Annotated in this window: 4 protein-coding genes; 2 read left to right on the top strand and 2 right to left on the bottom strand. The window is 43.0% G+C overall.

The window, feature by feature from the left end; all coding sequences use genetic code 11:
* Positions 1–68: 68 nt before the first annotated feature.
* The gene (locus B4J23_RS02640; RefSeq protein ID WP_291358683.1) at positions 69–1,214 is read right to left on the bottom strand and encodes an MFS transporter; all 1,146 of its coding nucleotides are present in this window, start codon (positions 1,212–1,214) and stop codon (positions 69–71) included.
* Positions 1,215–1,386: 172 nt separating this feature from the next.
* Positions 1,387–1,650: a metal/formaldehyde-sensitive transcriptional repressor gene (locus tag B4J23_RS02635; protein ID WP_180018418.1), complete on the bottom strand. Its 264-nt coding sequence runs from the start codon at positions 1,648–1,650 to the stop codon at positions 1,387–1,389.
* Between the two features lie 56 nt (positions 1,651–1,706).
* On the opposite strand from B4J23_RS02635, the gene dmeF reads away from it, so the two are divergent.
* Both dmeF and B4J23_RS02625 read left to right on the top strand, forming a co-directional pair.
* On the top strand, positions 1,707–2,669 hold the full coding sequence (gene dmeF / locus B4J23_RS02630; RefSeq protein WP_291358680.1) for a CDF family Co(II)/Ni(II) efflux transporter DmeF: 963 nt from the start codon (positions 1,707–1,709) through the stop codon (positions 2,667–2,669).
* A 109-nt stretch (positions 2,670–2,778) separates the two neighbouring features.
* Positions 2,779–2,944, top strand: a 166-nt coding sequence (locus B4J23_RS02625; RefSeq protein WP_291358682.1) for a disulfide isomerase DsbC N-terminal domain-containing protein, incomplete at its 3' end; no start/stop codon positions are given.

The raw sequence follows: 2,944 nt of genomic DNA, 5'->3' as shown, positions 1-2,944 counted from the left end.
AATTACATTCTGTATTGGAAAATAATCCTTAAGTTATATAAAAAAGCCCTCAAATGTGGGCTTTTTTATTAGGCTTTTAGCTGCAATTTTTGATGCCATAACCAAAGGATTAGACAGAGTGCACTGATCGCCACACAGAAACTGATCACGGCAAATCCTAAGCCGAAGTGATCAGCCAGATATCCTACTGCGATAATCGGCACAATCGTGCCCAAATAGCCAATAAACAGGTAAGTCGACATCACGGCTGCCCGATTTTGCAAGGTTGTGATCGCATGAATCACACCGAATGCGCCCATTAAGGCAAAACCATGTCCAATCCCGAATAAGATATCACTGGCAAAGAACAAGATACTTGCTTTAAGGATCATACAGAGCGCAAGACTAATCAAGCTCACCAGCATAATCATCAGGCCAATATTCAGACATTTCTTTGCAGGAACAGCTTTAGCAAAGAACTGCACCACAGCAGAAATCAGCAGAATACAGGTAATGGCGGTACCGCTGACCAAAGGACCATGCCAGGGCAAGATATCCTGCACAAAAGACGGTGACAGTGAAGCAAATAAACTGAAAGCAGCAAAGGCATTAAATGCAGTTAATCCCACAATCATGAACACAGCATGATACTGAGGTTCAGGACGCAGTAATTTCGGTGCAATACTAAAAGGCTGACGTTCAAAAGCAGGGGTTTTTAGCCAGAATAATCCGACAAAACACAGCACTGCCCCAAGAATAATTGGGAGGTATGGAGTAATTAATGGAGCTTGAGAAAACTGCGCAATTACCCCACCCACAAACGGCCCCAAACCAAAACCTATAGCCGTCAGAATCGATACCAGTTGTGGTGCAAGCTGCTTATGAGTTTCTGGAATGGTTTGCATCATGCCTAGCATTGCTGAAGTGGTCATCAGACCTGAAGCAATACCAATGATAAAACGACCCACCGACAAAATCAGCGCATTCTCGGCAAAGACTGAAATGACCAAGCCAATGCTAATAAATACCAGACCAATTTGCAGGGTTCTTAAGAAACCAATCGTGTTGCTGGTACGTCCCAGGAATAACAAGGTACCCAGACAGCCAAACATATAGGCGACAAAAATATAGGTAATCTGGCTTGGCGATAAATGCCAGATCTGTTGATAAATGGGATAAAGCGGACTTGCCAGTGCTGTACCGATGGTACCCATAATCAATGCAAGACTGACCATGACGAAAGGTCGCCATGAGATATTTTCTGTCATGTAGCTGCCGTAAAAGTTTCACCACATTTTAAAAAGAATGATGTGGAAGAAAGAAGAGAATGGGTGGCAGTGTATCGGTTAGATGAAAAAGCGGTCAATTATCTTGCTGTAAAGAAAACAAAAATGTTGAACTAAACAATTAGCCATAACGCTTTAATAATTTTAAAAACTCAGCCAGTTCTTCTTCATTAACCACAGCTTCTCCAATGACATGCTCTCTTAAATGGGTCTCGATCAACTCATTCATCAAACCGTTTATAGCACCTTTAACGGCTGCAACCTGTTGCAGGACCTGAATACAGCCTGTCTCAGGATTCTGGAGAGACTGCTCTACGGCGTTCATCTGACCTTGCAAGCGCCGTACCCGGTTTAATATTTTTTTATCATCATGTACATGACTCACCACAAATCTCCAAAAATAAATATACTAGGGGGGAGTATTAATAACAGTTCCCTTTTATGCAAAAACATACCGCCAATTCGCACAGCCATCAATTTGATGAAGGTAATCCACTCGCACAGAAAAAGATTCTGTTTGCCACGATTCTGACCGCCGTCATGATGGTGCTGGAAGTATTAGGGGGATGGATCTTCCAGTCAATGGCTTTGCTTGCCGATGGCTGGCATATGGGCTCGCATGTATTGGCCTTGGGGCTGGCTTACTTTGCCTATAAAGCTGCCCGCCATTATACGAATGATCCCCGCTTTAATATGGGCACCTGGCGGATTGAAATTCTGGCCAGTTATAGCAGTGCAATTTTATTGCTTGTGGTAGCCGGTTTTATGGCGATTCATTCAGTAGAACGTCTATTTTCGCCAGTTCAGATTCATTATAACGAAGCCATTCCAATCGCGATTTTAGGACTATTGATTAATCTGGCCTGTGCCTGGTTGCTGCATGATGATGGGCACCATCACCATGATCATCATCATGGGCATTCCCATCACGAGCATGATAATAATCATGGTCATCATGACTTGAACCATAAAGCGGCCTTTCTGCATGTGGTTGCTGATGCTGTAACTTCTGTTCTGGCCATTATTGCCTTGTTTGCTGGAAAATATATGGGCTGGGATTTTCTCGATGCAGTACTGGGACTGGTCGGCTCAATCCTGATTGCACGCTGGGCGATTGGCCTGCTAAAGCAAAGTGCCAAGACTTTACTGGATGCCGATATGGATGCCTCAGTGGTCGAAGAAATACGTGAAGTCATTGCTGAATATGGGAACGACCTACACTTAACTGACCTGCATGTATCGAGAGTCGGTAAAGGTAAATTTTCCTGTTTTGTTGCCGTTCAAACGGGAATCCCCATTAATGCTGATCAAATCCGTGAGGCGATTTCTATTCATGAAGAAATCGTGCATATCTCGGTGGAAGTCAATCAGCATAAAAGGGTCAATGTTCCACGTGAAACATGATTAATTGATCAATTCGATTTGAACATCAGGCTACATAAAATAGTCAGAATTTTCTTTTTAAAAAGACTAAAATCGAAACACATTTAACTTGGACCTGAGCAGGACATTCATGCAAATAAGAAATATGTTGCTGGCTTTGACCCTATTCCCTGGCCTCAGCTTTGCCAATGTGGATACGGTTAAAGCTAATCTGGCAAAAAACAGTCCCAACCTGAAAATTGAAAATATTCAGCCTACCGAAATGAAAGGAATCTATAGCGGTTCCATGCAGGGGC

This window comes from Acinetobacter sp. UBA3025, assembly GCF_002367915.1.
Lineage (GTDB): Bacteria > Pseudomonadota > Gammaproteobacteria > Pseudomonadales > Moraxellaceae > Acinetobacter.
This window is presented reverse-complemented; position numbering and strand designations above follow the sequence as displayed.